Genomic DNA, 12,697 nt, shown 5'->3' on the forward strand with positions numbered 1-12,697 from the left:
CCGGAAGGTTTCCAGGTGAGTCACACCGAGCCTCGTCTGTGCCACCACACTTGATGCTGCACCGCGAGCCGCCTGGAGGCCGTGATCAATAGGGAAGCGTTGCTCGTAGCGACTGAAGGAGGGTACGTGCCCGGAGGGCCCACTGCCGACACGGGCCACGAGTACACGCCGGAGAGCGTATACCTGGGCTCTCGGCGGTCCGGCAGTGGCGGAGCGAGGCAAGGCCCGCTACGTCCACCCCGGCGATGTGACATCTCGTGACAGATGAGAGGCTCAGGCGGGTGAGTGAGACACCGATGAACAGCCTGCAATACCGCTTTGACGGGCCGGAAGACGCACCTGTCCTGATCCTGGGTCCCTCACTGGGTACCACATGGCACATGTGGGACCGGCAGATCCCCCAGCTGTCCGAGCGGTGGCGGGTGATCCGGTTCGACCTGCCGGGCCACGGCGGCGCGCCCGCGCACTCCGCCGCCTCCGTCGGCGAGCTGACAGAGCGGCTGCTGGCCACCCTGGACGGGCTCGGCGTGCAGCGGTTCGGCTACGCGGGCTGCTCGATCGGCGGCGCGGTCGGCATCGAGCTGGCGCTGCGCCATCCGCAGCGCGTGGCGGCCCTGGCGCTGGTCGCCACCTCGCCGCGGTTCGGTACGGCCGACGAGTTCCGACGGCGCGGTGTCGTCGTACGCACCAACGGGCTCGACCCGATGGCCCACAGCGCGCCCGAGCGCTGGTTCACGGCGGCGTTCGCCGCCGCGCAACCCGCCATCGTCGAGTGGGCCGTCCAGATGGTCCGCACCACCGACCCGGGTTGCTACATCGCCGCCTGCGAGGCCCTCGCCGCCTTCGACGCCCGCGCGGAACTCGGCCGGATCGGTGCCCCCACACTCGTCGTGGTCGGGTCGGAGGACCAGGTGACGGGACCCGCGGAGGCCCGCACGCTGGTCGCCGGGATACCGGACGCCCGGCTGGCGCTCGTACCCGGTGCCTCCCATCTGGCCCCCGTCGAGCAGCCCGCCGCCGTCACGGACCTGCTCGCGCACCACTTCGCCACCGCCTGGCACGACACCCTCACCGCGTTCCCCGCACCGGCCGCGCCCGCCGCCTCCGCGCCCGTCACGCCGGTGGCGGAGATCGCCCCGCCCGCCCCCGAGCAGCCGCACGCCACCGGGTCGGGCAGGCCCGACCCGTACCAGGCCGGGATGAAGGTGCGCCGCGAGGTGCTCGGGGACGCGCACGTCGACGGGGTCATGGCCGACGGCGACGACTTCACCGGCGACTTCCAGGAGCTGATCACCCGCTACGCCTGGGGGGAGGTGTGGACCCGTGAGGGTCTGGACCGACGCACCCGCAGCTGTGTGACCCTGACCGCGCTGGTCGTCGGCGGGCACCTGGAGGAGCTGGCCGTCCACACCCGCGCGGCGCTGCGCAACGGACTGACCCCGGTGGAGATCAGGGAGGTCCTGATCCACTCCGCCCTGTACTGCGGTGTCCCCGCGGCGAACGCGGCCTTCAAGGTGGCGCAGAGCGTGATCCGGGAGGAGACGGCGCCCCGGGCGTAGCAGGATGGTGCCATGAGGCTCACAAAGAAGACCCACGCCTGCGTCCAGCTCGAGAAGGACGGGCGGCGGCTGGTGATCGACCCCGGCGGCTTCAGCGAACAGGACGCCGCTCTGGGGGCCGACGCCCTTCTCGTCACGCACGAACACCCCGACCACTTCGACGAGGGGCGACTGCGCGCAGCGCTCGAGGCGAACCCCGGTGCCGTGCTGTGGACGCTGCGCAGCGTCGCGCAGCAGCTCTCGGCCGCGTTCCCGGGGCGCGTCAACACGGTGGGCCACGGCGACACGTTCACGGCGGCCGGCTTCGAGGTCCAGGTGCACGGCGAGCTGCACGCGGTGATCCACCCGGACATCCCGCGGATCACCAACGTCGGATATCTGGTGGACGGCTCCGTCTTCCACCCGGGCGACGCGCTCACGGTGCCCGACCACGCGGTGGACACGCTGATGCTGCCGGTGCACGCCCCCTGGAACAAGATCTCCGAGGTCATCGACTACGTGCGCGAGGTGAGGCCGCGCCGGGCCGTCGACGTCCACGACGCCCTGCTGACCGACCTGGCCCGGCCGATCTACGACCGCCAGATCGGCGAACTCGGCGGCGCCGACCACGGCCGGCTGGCCCCCGGCGAGTCGCGGGAGGTGTGAGGGCCGCGGCGGGCGGCTGACTGTCGTACCCCGCGGTTAGGCTTTGCCCATGCGTATCGCCACCTGGAACGTCAACTCGATCACCGCCCGGCTGCCCCGGCTGCTGGCCTGGCTGGAGAGCAGCGACACCGATGTGCTGTGCCTCCAGGAGACCAAGTGCACCGAGGAGCAGTTCCCCGCCGCGGAGCTGCGCGAGCTCGGCTACGAGTCCGCGGTCCACGCCGACGGCCGGTGGAACGGGGTGGCGATCGTCTCCCGGGTGGGCATCGAGGACGTCGTCCGCGGCCTGCCCGGCGGCCCCGAGTACGGGGGGCTGAAGGAGCCGAGGGCGATCTCGGCGACCTGCGGCCCGGCCCGTCTCTGGTCGGTCTATGTGCCGAACGGCCGCGAGGTCGCCCACGACCACTACGACTACAAGCTGCGCTGGCTGGAGGCACTGTCCGTCGCGGTGGCCGAGGACGCGGCGGCCGGACGGCCGTTCGCCGTGCTCGGCGATTTCAACATCGCGCCGAGTGACGAGGACGTGTGGGACCCGTCCTTCTTCGAGGGCATGACGCATGTGACGCCCGCCGAGCGGACCGCTCTGCAGACGTTGCGCGAGCGGGGCCTGGCCGACGTGGTGCCGCGTCCGCTGAAGTACGAGCACCCGTTCACGTACTGGGACTACCGCCAGTTGTGCTTCCCCAAGAACCGCGGCATGCGCATCGACCTGGTGTACGGCAACGAGCCCTTCACCAAGGCCGTCAAGGACGGCTATGTCGACCGTGAGGAGCGCAAGGGCAAGGGCGCCTCGGACCATGCACCGGTCGTCGTCGACCTGGACACCTGAGGTTCACCGGCGCGCGCCCTGTGGTGCACCCGGGTGTCCGGATGGGAGTCTTTGCGGTATGAACATCCCTTTCTTGGACCATTGGCTGGGACGCCACGGCGAACGGGACAAGGGCGCAGAGGCGGCCGCCACCGAGCACGACCCCGAGCGGGCGGCGGCCATCACCGAGCTGCTGTCCGAGTGTGAGCTGCTGCGCGCCAGAGCGGCACAGGCCGGACTGGAGCTGGACGACTCTCCGAGTTCGTTGACCGGGCTGGACCAGCTCCCACCGCGCTGGCGCGACGATCCGGAGGAACTGCCGTGGCTGGGCAACGACGCGGGCCTCTACCTCGGCACCGTGATCGTGCGCACGGTGCCCGGTGCGGTCTGGCACATCTGGCCGGGCGGCCACCCGGTCGTGCGGTTGGCGTCCGGGCGGGAGATCAGTGTGGTGGAGGCGGGTGTGGAGTGGGCGTTCAACGGGGCGCCGGAGCTCTCCCAGGTCTACGGCGAGGCGGCGGAAGCCTAGACCGTGTCCGGTTCGGTCCGTCTTGCGGGCGGGGCGCGTGCGGCTTTGCCGGGCGCCGCTCGGCCGGGTTCCGTATTAGTACGGCTTATGCCCTCTTTATGCGTGTCGGGTGCGAAGCCCTTTGGCGGGCTGGATAGTTTGCGCTGACCGCGACACACATCGACGAGTGGGCAGGGCAGCGTATGGCCGTCGATCCGTTGATCGAGCTGCGTGAGGTGAACAAGCACTTCGGGCAGTTACACGTTCTCCAGGACATCAACCTCGTCGTCGGCCGCGGGGAGGTGGTGGTGGTCATCGGACCTTCCGGCTCGGGGAAGTCGACGCTGTGCCGGGCCGTGAACCGACTCGAGACCATCGAGTCCGGCCGTATCACGATCGACGGGCAGCCCCTCCCGGAGGAGGGCAAGGCCCTGGCGAAGCTCCGCGCCGACGTCGGCATGGTCTTCCAGTCCTTCAATCTCTTCGCGCACAAGACCGTCCTGGCGAACGTCTCGCTGGGCCCGGTCAAGGTCCGGGGCCTCAAGAAGGAGGACGCCGAGCGACGCTCCCGCGAACTGCTCGACCGGGTCGGCCTGGCCGACCAGGCGTCGAAGTTCCCCGCCCAGCTCTCCGGAGGCCAGCAGCAGCGGGTGGCCATCGCCCGCGCCCTGGCGATGGACCCCAAGGTCATGCTCTTCGACGAACCGACGTCCGCGCTCGACCCGGAGATGATCAACGAGGTGTTGGAGGTGATGCAGCAACTCGCGGCGGAGGGCATGACGATGGTGGTCGTCACCCACGAGATGGGCTTCGCCCGCTCCGCCGCGAACCGTGTCGTCTTCATGGCCGACGGCCGCATCATCGAGGACCGCCGCCCCGACGACTTCTTCACCGACCCGCGGACCGACCGTGCCAAAGATTTCCTGTCCAAGATTCTCAAGCACTGACCGCCGGCGGGTCCCGGCGCCCGAGGGGCGCGAACGGGACAGCCCAGTGGATCATGGAGCACCACCCACTCCCCGTGCGAGCACGGGGACCCGGCCGGCAGCAGCCGGTGATCACTCCTGGCGCAGCGGGACCGACAGATACGAAGGGTCGGCCGCCGGCGAGGAGAAGGTCAGCTGCGCGCCGCTCGGGTTGTGCTCGATGTAGAGCGGGTCGACGGTGTCGACGACCACGGCGAGACGGTGGCCGGCCGGTACGTCGTAGGCGGTGGAGAACAACTCCAGGTCTACGGCGAACGGCTGACCGGGTGTCTTGCCGTGGAACGTGTACGGCGCGTGGGAGACCAGCTTGCCGAGGCCGAGCGGGCCCACGTCGTAGAGGTATGCGACGAGGGTGCCGCTCTCCTTGGTGCTGGTGACCGTGGTGTGCAGCTCTGCGGTACCGCGGACCTGCTGCGCGGTCCCGTAGCGCTCCGACTGCCATACGGCGGCGAACGAGCGCGGCAGCAGCGGGACGGATGCCATCGGGGGCAGCTCGGCGAACTGGTCGAGCAGGCTGGACAGGAAGATGACCCCGCCGTTCGCCCCGGAATCGACGTTGGCCCAGATCCGCTTGTTACCGCCCAGCTCGATCTTCCGCCGGTCCGCGCCCACCGACTTCCAGTCCGGGTACGTCTCGTACCCGCCGGTGGAGCGGCTCTTGATCCGTACCGGCGGCTCGCGGTCCACGCCGTTGTCGACGCCCCTGAGATGGTGGTCGAACCACCGGTGGGCGCTGTCCCAGGTGTCGTTGGGCAGGCCGAGCAGTCCGGTGCCCTCGGCGGTGGCGTGGTCGCCGGGACGGAACTCGAGCCGCTTGGGGACGTCGAGTCTCTCGTAGAAGTCGGCGTACTGGTTGGGCGGGAAGAGCGAGTCGCCCCAGGCGTTGCCGAGCATGATCGCGGCGCCGTTGGCGTTGATCTCGTCGAGGTGGGCGGCGGGGGAGCGCTTCTCCCCCCACTCGATCATGTCCTGCTCCCTGGCCAGGTTGGAGGACAGGAAGTCGGACATGATCTGCTGGAGTTCGTCGCTGGGGCGGCCGGTGAGGTAGCCGGCGCCGCTGAGCATCGCGGCGGCCTGCAGATGCTGGGTGCGGCCGCTGTAGATGGAGTCGATGAGGTCGGCCCAGCCGCTGAGCGCGACGACTGCCTTGATCCGCCTGTCCTTCGCGGAGGCGAGCAGGCTGATGCCGGCCCCGTAGGAGACGCCGGCCATGCCCACCCGCTCCGGATCGGCCGGGGTGTTGGCCAGCGCCCAGTCGATGACCTTGGAGGCGTCGGCGATGTCGGGCGGCCCGGCGGTCTCGATCTCACCTCCCGACTGCCAGAAGCCGCGGGAGTTGTAACTCACCACCACATACCCGGAGTCGGCGAGCTTCTTCGCCTGTACGAGGTACTCGATCTGCGGCATTGCCCAACTGGTGGGGAGCACGACGACGGGGTACGTCCGGCCGCCGCCCGCGCCCGCGGGCGTGACGACGTTGGCCTTCAGCACCGTACCGCCGTGGCCCTCGATGTCGACGAAGCGGACGCCGGCGGAGGCGGTGCCGCCGGCGGTGTCCTGTCGGGTCGGGGCCGGGACGGCCGTAAGGGCCGCGGGAGCGGCGGCGGTGGTGGTACCGGCGAGCAGCACGGCCGAGACCGTGCCGACGGCGGTGGTGCGCAGAGCCTTGCGAGGAAGTCCCACGGGTCACTCCTGACTCATTCGTCCCTGTGAAGTGACCCGACGGTAAGGGTGAAGTGCTACTGGAGGTAACTCCCCGGTAAGTTACGCCAGCGTAACAATTGTTGGACGTGGTGTCAGCTAGGGCGGCTCGCCGAACGGTGAGAGGTGCGCGCCGCCGGAAGCGCCGTCTGGGCCTCCCGTGTCACGTCGGCCACCAGTTCGACCACATCGGGGCCGTACGCCGACGAGTTGACCACCTTGAGCAGCAGGCAGAAGGAGCCGTTGCCGTGCTTGCGGGCGAGCTTCTCGTGGTGCCGGGCCAGATAGCGGGTGGCCGCCTGGTTGGTGATGGCGCGCTGCCCGCAGAACAGGAACACCGGCCGGGCCTCCTGACCGGTGGTCAGCCGCGCCAGCAGTACGTACTCGGCCATGCCCGGCTCCATGCGGTACCGCTCGGAGCCGATCTGGAACGATCCCTGGTCGGGCCCCGGCTCGGCATCCGTGTTCATCTTCACGCCCGGCAGCAGGCTGTGCAGGTGAGCTGCGGTCCGGCGGTTCGAGACGGGGCCTCCCACACAGAACTCGGTGCGCTCGCCGAAGCCCTGCTGTGCGATGTCGTGCCAGATGATCTGCGCGTTGGCCCCGCAGTCCTTGATCAGCGCGGACAGTTCGATGAGCGCGAAGACGTCGAAGCGGTGCACGGAACCGTCCCGGCCCGCCTCCCGGTTGACGACCAGAAGCGACTCCGAGTTCCCCGGCAGCCCGAAGAACGCCTGCTTGCGCCGCAGTCGGCGTCGCCAGAAGTAGGTGCGGGCCAGCCAGCCGATCGTTGCACTGATTCCTGCGGCAACCACACCGAGCACGATGTTGCGTACGTCGTCCGTCATGGGCGCGCATGGTAGCGGTGCGGCGGAAGGTTGTTCGAGTCGGTCCGTGCCGGTCCTGTCGGCGGCGGCCCCGGAAAGCTACGCTGCGCCGACACCGGCTGACTGGAGGTACGAATGCGTCGCTCCACCGCAGGGAAGGTCACGGCCGTGGCCGTTGCCGCGGCCGTCGTCTCGATCGGCGCGGCAGCACCGCCCGCACCGCACACCGCCTCGCCGCCGACAGTGCAGCCGGCCAAGACCCCGGTCGCCGTCGGCCATGGAGGCGCGGTCGCGAGCGTCGACGCGGACGCGTCGGCAGCCGGCATCGAAGTACTGCGGCGCGGAGGCAACGCGGTGGACGCGGCCGTGGCGACCGCCGCGGCCCTCGGCGTGACCGAGCCGTACTCCGCGGGCATCGGCGGGGGCGGCTACTTCGTCCACTACGACGCCAGAACCCGTTCCGTGCACACCGTCGACGGCCGGGAGACCGCTCCTCGTTCCGCCGACGCCTCGCTCTTTTTGGAGGGCGGTGAACCGGTCCCGTTCGCCGAGGCTGTGACCAGCGGCCTCGGCGTCGGCACCCCCGGCACCGCCGCCACCTGGGACACGGCCCTCGACGCATGGGGCAGCCGGCCGCTGGCGGAACTCCTGAAACCGGCGGAGCGGCTGGCGAAGCGAGGCTTCACCGTCGACGCCACTTTCCGCGAGCAGACCGCCGCCAACGAAGCGCGCTTCCGCGACTTCCCGGCCTCCGCGGAGCTGTTCCTGCCAGGCGGCCGGCTTCCGGTCGTCGGCTCCGTCATCAAGAACCCCGACCTGGCCCGCACCTACCGGGAACTCGCCCGCAAGGGCACGGGCGCGCTCTACGAGGGCGACCTCGCCCGCGACATCGTCCGCACGGTGCGCACCCCGCCCGTCGCCGAGGGCGCCGCGCGGAAGGTGCGGCCCGGCGACCTGACGGAGCGCGACCTGAGGGCGTACGAAACGGTGCGGCGCACACCGGCGAAGGTCTCGTACCGCGGCCTGAACGTGTACGGGATGCCGCCGTCGTCGTCCGGCGGCACGACCGTCGGCGAGGCGCTCAACATCCTCGAGCGCACCGACCTGTCCAACGCCTCGCAGGAGCGGTACCTGCACCGGTTCATCGAGGCGAGCCGGATCGCCTTCGCCGACCGCGGACGGTGGGTCGGTGACCCGGCGTTCGAGGACGTGCCGACATGGGGCCTGCTGTCGCAGCGGTTCGCCGACTCCCGCGAATGCCTGATCAAGGACGACGCGGTGCTCACCAGCCCGCTCGCACCGGGCGATCCGAGCCGTCCCGAGCGCTGCGGGTCGTCGGGGCGGGCGGCGCCGACGACGTACGAGGGGGAGAACACCACCCATCTCACCACCGCCGACAAGTGGGGCAACGTCGTCTCCTACACCCTGACCATCGAGCAGACCGGCGGCAGCGGCATCACCGTTCCCGGGCGCGGCTTCCTGCTCAACAACGAGCTGACGGACTTCTCCTTCGCGCCCGCCGACCCCGCGGTCCACGACCCGAATCTGCCGGGCCCCGGCAAGCGGCCCCGTTCCTCGATGTCACCGACGATCGTGCTCGACCATCACGGCCGCCCCGTCCTGGCGCTCGGCTCACCGGGCGGCGCGACCATCATCACCACGGTCCTCCAGACGCTGACGGGGCATCTGGACCGCGGGCTGCCCCTGGTGGACGCCATCGCGGCGCCGCGGGCCAGCCAGCGGAACCAGACGACGACCCAACTGGAACCGGACCTGTGGAACAGCCCGTCGCGAGCCCGTCTCGAGGCGATCGGGCACGAGTTCCGGCTCACGGAGGAGATCGGTGCGGCAACCGCCGTCCAGCGGCTGCCGGACGGCCGATGGCTCGCGGCGGCCGAGAAGCAGCGGCGCGGCGGCGGTTCCGCGATGGTGGTCCACCCCTCCCGCTGACCCCGGCGCCCCCACGCGGAGGGCGGGTAGCCCGTCCGGCCGTGCGAGCGAGGGGGTACGGGCGCGCAGGGGTAGGGAGCCTTTCGAACAGAAAGGCTCCCCGTGCGCATTCGACACACCGCTCTCGCCCTGGCCGTCGGCGCCGCCGCGCTTTCAGCGGCGGCACCGCCCGCGGCAGCGCAGCCCGGACCGATCCCGCCGCCGCCCGCCCCGGGCGGCCACCGCGCCGCACCGGAGACGGGCACCGACGCGGCGGCGCTGCTCGCCGAGTTGGGGGACTGCACCCGGATCTCCAAGGGCAGGTACGCCACCGACCGGGGCCGGCCCGCGAACATTCCGATCTGCGAGCGCGGCGGGGCCGTGTTCTGGAAGGCGGACATGGACATCGACTGCGACGGCCGGCGGACGGCGCGGTGCAACCGCGACACCGACCCCTCGTACCAGTCGACCACCGCCTTCACCGGCTCCGACGGCAGATACCTGAACGCCGAGAAGCTGCCGTTCGTCGTCGTGCCGGTCCCGAGCGGCATCTGGGACTACCGGGCGTCGGGCATCCGCGGCGGCTCGGCCGCCGTGATGATGTACGAGGACAAGGTGGTGTACGGGGTGGTCGGCGGCATCGGGCCGAGCGGGATCATCGGAGAGGCGTCGTATGCGGCGGCCGAGGCGCTCGGGATCGATCCCGACGCTGCGACCGGCGGCGTCGCCTCGGGGGTCACGTACCTCGTCTTCAAGAACTCGAAGGTGTCGCCGATCGAGAGCCACGCGTCGGCGGTGGAACTCGGCGAGGAGCTGGTCCGGCGCTTCCTGGCCGGTGCGAAGGGGACCGGGGGGAGCTGACGGAGCTACGGCGCCGTGAGGATGCGCGGGCCGTCGTCCGTGATCGCGACCGTGTGCTCGGCATGTGCGGCGCGACTGCCGTCCGCCGTACGGACCGTCCAGCCGTCGGACGCGGTGTACGTGTCGTCGCGCCCGCTCGCGATCACCATCGGCTCGATCGCGAGCACCATGCCGTGGCGCAGCACCATGCCCCTGCCGGGCCGCCCCTCGTTCGGCACGCCGGGGTCCTCGTGCATGGAGCGGCCGACGCCGTGGCCGCCGTGGCCGTCCGGGATGCCGTATCCCGCTGCCCGGCACACACGGCCGACGGCGTGGGCGATGTCGCCGACGCGGTTGCCGACGACGGCCGCGGCCATGCCGGCGGCCAGGGCGTCCTCGGCCGTGCGGATCAGCGTCGCGTCCGCGGGTTCCGCGCGTCCCACGGTGAAGGTGACGGCCGCGTCACCGACCCAGCCCGCCAGGACCGCGCCGCAGTCGATGCTGACCAGGTCGCCGTGGCGGAGCCGGCGACCGTCCGGGATGCCGTGGACGACGGCGTCGTTGACAGAGACGCACAGGACGGCCGGGAACGGCACCGGAGCCCAGCGCGGCCGGTACCCGAGGAACGGTGAACCGGCTCCGGCCCCGTCCAGCACCGCGCGGGCCGCGCGGTCGAGTTCGCGCAGGCTCACGCCCACGGCTGCGGCCTCCCGGGCCGCCGCGAGCGCCTGGGCCACGACGCGGCCGGCCGCGCGCATCGCCTCGATCGATGTGTCGGTCTTGATTTCCACCATGACCAATTACTATACCGGTTCGACCGGTATTTCAATACCGGCATTAGAATACCGGCATGGTGCGCACACCCCTCACCCCCGAAGAGCGCGAACGCGGCGAACGGCTCGGCCGGTTGCTCCGCCAGGCGCGCGGGAGCCGCAGCATGGTCGAGGTGGCCGCGGCTGCCGGACTCTCCGCGGAGACTCTCCGTAAGATCGAGACGGGCCGGGCCCCGACGCCCGCCTTCTTCACGGTCGCCGCGCTGTCCGCGACGCTCGGCCTGTCCATGGACGAACTCGTCGTCCACTGCGCGCCGGTGCCGGTACCGGCGCCGGGTCCGGCGGAGGCGGTGGCGTGAGGCAGGCGCCCGCGGCGTAGCCTCAAGGGCGTGAGTGCCGAGAAGTTCGCCAGCGCCAGGTATGTCAGCGTGACCACCTTCCGTAAGAACGGGACGGGGGTGGCCACACCCGTGTGGTTCGCCGTCGACGGCGGTGAGTTGTTCGTGTGGACCCGCACCGACTCGTGGAAGGTCAAGCGCCTGCGCAACGACAGCCGGGTCGTCGTCACCGTCTGCGACGCGCGCGGCAGGGTCGAGGAGGGCGCGCCCACCGCGGAGGGCACCGCCCGGCTCCTCGACGGCGCCGGTACCGGCGCGGTGCGCAAGCTGCTGTTGCGCAAGTACACCTGGCAGTTCCGGGCCGTCGACTGGCCGGCGACCATCGCGCGCCTCGGCAGGCGTCCCCATATGGGCATCGCGGTCACGTTCTGAAAACGGGGCGGTAGCAGCGCCGTAACACGTCTGCGGTCGAATGCCTGCGGTGCCCTCGGAGCGGAGGGCCCCGTTCCATGACGGGCGGTGGCAGGCGGTCGATGACGGTGGATCAACTCCCGGTGGACGTTGAGGCGTTCGCGCGGTACTTCAACGAGCTGCTGACGCGGTCGAACCCGGACGGCGGCTGGTACGAGGTCTTCCGGCAGCGCGACCCGGAGGGCGTGCGGGCGTGCCGTGAGGGCCGTGAGATCCCGCCCTGGGACGTGGTCGAGTCCCTCCTCCAGGACCTGCCGGCCACGGACGCGGCCGAGTTCACGCGGGCGGCCGGCCTCCATGCCGCGGCTGCCGCCGCGCACGACCGGCTTCCCGGCGGACGGGAGAGGCTGGAGGAGCGCGCCGAACTCATGCGCCACGAGCGGCTGCGCGCGCAGGCCCGTGCCGAGGAGCTGCTGCGGCACCTGGCCGCTTCCCCGGACGAGGCACGCATCGTCCACGAGCTGGCCTGGACCCGCGACGACCACAGCCGCGCGGTCCGCCGCCAGAGCGAACTGGAGTCCCGCGCGGCCTCCCTCCTCGCGGCCCCGCCCCCGCCCGCGGCCCCGCCCCCGCCCCCGCCCGCGGGGCCGCGCCCCGGGCGGCGCCGACCCCCGCAACCCATGCCGGCCCAGGGCCCGCACCCCGGCCGGGCCTCCGCCCACGACCGGCCCCCGGGACCGGCCACGGCCCCGCTCCCCGGCCCCGGCGAGCCCCCGGGGCGCGGCACACCCGCTACCGGCCCGGGGGCATCCCAACGCCCCGCCACTGCGGAGCCCCCCGCTCCGCAGTGGCCCCCGGCCACCCGGGGTTTCGGGAAGGGGCGGGGCGGGGAATCTTCGCGCCCCGCCCACGACCCGGACGGGGCACCGGTCCTCGATGACGGCCGGCACCCGGTCCAGGGCCCGCACCCCGGCCGGGCCTCCGCCCACGACCGGGCCTCCGCCCACGACCGGGCCTCCGCCCACGACCGGCCCCCGGGACCGGCCACGGCGTCCCCCACGGCGTCCCCCACGGCGTCGCTTCCCGGCCGATTCCACCCTCCTGCCCCCGCCCCGGCGGTACCTCCTGGCCCTCAGCCACCCCCGGCCACGCAGGGTTCCGGGAAGGGGCGGGGTGGGGGAGGCTCACCCGGCGCCCCCGGCGGCAGCCCCGCACCCACTCGTAAGAGCAAGAAGCGCCCCCGAGGCGGCGCCCGGTTCGCCGGGGTCGAGGACGGCGGGGAAGACGCCGTCGCCGTGCCCGTGCTGCCGGGCGCGGGCGGCGCGGGGGACACGCCTCGCGGGGCCCGTTACGGCGGCGTGGCGCCCGGCGC

General features: G+C 72.0%; 12 protein-coding genes and 1 pseudogene. 10 read left to right on the plus strand and 3 right to left on the minus strand.

Annotation, left to right across the window (positions count from 1 at the left end; genetic code table 11):
• Positions 1 to 281 precede the first annotated feature (281 nt).
• From pcaC to AB0903_RS07335, 5 genes are all read left to right on the plus strand, one after another.
• Complete coding sequence (gene pcaC / locus AB0903_RS07315) at positions 282 to 1,559, plus strand: 4-carboxymuconolactone decarboxylase (RefSeq protein ID WP_366699860.1); 1,278 nt, start codon at positions 282 to 284, stop codon at positions 1,557 to 1,559.
• A 12-nt stretch (positions 1,560 to 1,571) separates the two neighbouring features.
• A complete protein-coding gene (locus tag AB0903_RS07320; protein WP_366699862.1) occupies positions 1,572 to 2,204 on the plus strand; it encodes an MBL fold metallo-hydrolase in 633 nt (210 codons plus the stop codon).
• 49 nt (positions 2,205 to 2,253) lie between these two features.
• Positions 2,254 to 3,033, plus strand: a complete 780-nt coding sequence (locus AB0903_RS07325; protein WP_366699864.1) for an exodeoxyribonuclease III — start codon at positions 2,254 to 2,256, stop codon at positions 3,031 to 3,033.
• A gap of 58 nt (positions 3,034 to 3,091) precedes the next feature.
• The gene (locus AB0903_RS07330) at positions 3,092 to 3,541 is read left to right on the plus strand and encodes a DUF6278 family protein (RefSeq protein WP_366699866.1); all 450 of its coding nucleotides are present in this window, start codon (positions 3,092 to 3,094) and stop codon (positions 3,539 to 3,541) included.
• A 182-nt stretch (positions 3,542 to 3,723) separates the two neighbouring features.
• Positions 3,724 to 4,467, plus strand: a complete 744-nt coding sequence (locus tag AB0903_RS07335) for an amino acid ABC transporter ATP-binding protein (protein ID WP_366699868.1) — start codon at positions 3,724 to 3,726, stop codon at positions 4,465 to 4,467.
• A gap of 111 nt (positions 4,468 to 4,578) precedes the next feature.
• On the opposite strand, the gene AB0903_RS07340 is transcribed toward AB0903_RS07335, so the two are convergent.
• Positions 4,579 to 6,189 (minus strand): CocE/NonD family hydrolase, encoded by a 1,611-nt coding sequence (locus AB0903_RS07340; RefSeq protein WP_366699870.1) that lies wholly within the window; start codon positions 6,187 to 6,189, stop codon positions 4,579 to 4,581.
• Between the two features lie 113 nt (positions 6,190 to 6,302).
• Positions 6,303 to 7,055, minus strand: a complete 753-nt coding sequence (locus AB0903_RS07345) for a hypothetical protein (RefSeq protein WP_366699872.1) — start codon at positions 7,053 to 7,055, stop codon at positions 6,303 to 6,305.
• 114 nt (positions 7,056 to 7,169) lie between these two features.
• Between AB0903_RS07345 and ggt the strand changes: the two genes are divergently transcribed.
• Together ggt and AB0903_RS07355 are read left to right on the plus strand one after the other, a co-directional pair.
• Complete coding sequence (gene ggt, locus AB0903_RS07350) at positions 7,170 to 8,984, plus strand: gamma-glutamyltransferase (protein ID WP_366699874.1); 1,815 nt, start codon at positions 7,170 to 7,172, stop codon at positions 8,982 to 8,984.
• A 102-nt stretch (positions 8,985 to 9,086) separates the two neighbouring features.
• A complete protein-coding gene (locus AB0903_RS07355) occupies positions 9,087 to 9,824 on the plus strand; it encodes a glycoside hydrolase family 75 protein (protein WP_366699876.1) in 738 nt (245 codons plus the stop codon).
• A 5-nt stretch (positions 9,825 to 9,829) separates the two neighbouring features.
• On the opposite strand, the gene map is transcribed toward AB0903_RS07355, so the two are convergent.
• Entirely contained in the window at positions 9,830 to 10,597 is a 768-nt protein-coding gene (gene map, locus AB0903_RS07360; protein WP_366699878.1) for a type I methionyl aminopeptidase, read from the minus strand.
• A 56-nt stretch (positions 10,598 to 10,653) separates the two neighbouring features.
• Between map and AB0903_RS07365 the strand changes: the two genes are divergently transcribed.
• The 3 genes and pseudogenes from AB0903_RS07365 to AB0903_RS07375 all read left to right on the plus strand — a co-directional run.
• Positions 10,654 to 10,935 carry a helix-turn-helix transcriptional regulator gene (locus AB0903_RS07365; RefSeq protein ID WP_366699880.1) on the plus strand — a complete coding sequence of 94 codons (282 nt, stop codon included), beginning with the start codon at positions 10,654 to 10,656 and terminating at the stop codon, positions 10,933 to 10,935.
• Between the two features lie 30 nt (positions 10,936 to 10,965).
• The gene (locus AB0903_RS07370; RefSeq protein ID WP_366699882.1) at positions 10,966 to 11,346 is read left to right on the plus strand and encodes a PPOX class F420-dependent oxidoreductase; all 381 of its coding nucleotides are present in this window, start codon (positions 10,966 to 10,968) and stop codon (positions 11,344 to 11,346) included.
• A gap of 101 nt (positions 11,347 to 11,447) precedes the next feature.
• Positions 11,448 to 12,697: pseudogene (locus AB0903_RS07375) on the plus strand (hypothetical protein); the annotation flags it as partial.

Origin of the sequence: Streptomyces sp. NPDC048389, assembly GCF_040706335.1 — a bacterium.
GTDB lineage: Bacteria > Actinomycetota > Actinomycetes > Streptomycetales > Streptomycetaceae > Streptomyces.

Bases quoted from the DNA above. Each gene is read 5' to 3' on its own strand.
- AB0903_RS07320 (WP_366699862.1), top strand. From the start codon at position 1,572: ATGAGGCTCACAAAGAAGACCCACGCCTGCGTCCAGCTCGAGAAGGAC.
- AB0903_RS07325 (WP_366699864.1), top strand. From the start codon at position 2,254: ATGCGTATCGCCACCTGGAACGTCAACTCGATCACCGCCCGGCTGCCC.
- AB0903_RS07330 (WP_366699866.1), top strand. From the start codon at position 3,092: ATGAACATCCCTTTCTTGGACCATTGGCTGGGACGCCACGGCGAACGG.
- AB0903_RS07335 (WP_366699868.1), top strand. From the start codon at position 3,724: ATGGCCGTCGATCCGTTGATCGAGCTGCGTGAGGTGAACAAGCACTTC.
- AB0903_RS07345 (WP_366699872.1), bottom strand. From the start codon at position 7,055: ATGACGGACGACGTACGCAACATCGTGCTCGGTGTGGTTGCCGCAGGA.
- ggt (WP_366699874.1), top strand. From the start codon at position 7,170: ATGCGTCGCTCCACCGCAGGGAAGGTCACGGCCGTGGCCGTTGCCGCG.
- map (WP_366699878.1), bottom strand. From the start codon at position 10,597: ATGGTGGAAATCAAGACCGACACATCGATCGAGGCGATGCGCGCGGCC.
- AB0903_RS07365 (WP_366699880.1), top strand. From the start codon at position 10,654: ATGGTGCGCACACCCCTCACCCCCGAAGAGCGCGAACGCGGCGAACGG.